The organism is Achromobacter sp. SIMBA_011 (assembly GCF_046535435.1).
Taxonomy (GTDB): Bacteria; Pseudomonadota; Gammaproteobacteria; order Burkholderiales; family Burkholderiaceae_B; genus Achromobacter; species Achromobacter dolens.
This window is the reverse complement of the sequence record NZ_JAWRWN010000316.1, coordinates 1-279: the sequence shown is the minus strand read 5'-3', so window position 1 is coordinate 279 and position 279 is coordinate 1. Positions and strand designations below refer to the sequence as shown.

Annotated in this window: 1 pseudogene; it reads left to right on the top strand. The window is 64.9% G+C overall.

The features are described from left to right. Nucleotides 1–208: pseudogene (locus SB816_RS31120) on the top strand (hypothetical protein); the annotation flags it as partial. Nucleotides 209–279: the final 71 nt, after the last annotated feature.

Genomic DNA, 279 nt, shown 5'->3' with positions numbered 1-279 from the left:
GCGCGCACACGCGGACCTGAACGACACGTACCGGCACGAGGACATCTCGCGGCAGTTGATGGCGCTCGACACCGCGATCGATCCCGAAGCCTGCACGGTCACGAAACGCAACGTCTCGCTGATGGTCGAGACGCTGGTGCGCCAGGAACACGCCATCCTCGCCTACTACGCCGACGACAGCGCGCCGCTGCCGCGCATCTTCCACTGAGGGTCGCCATGGAACTCTGGACATTTCAGCGTTATCAGTCGCCGCGCCTCGTCGTCGACGCGATCCACCAC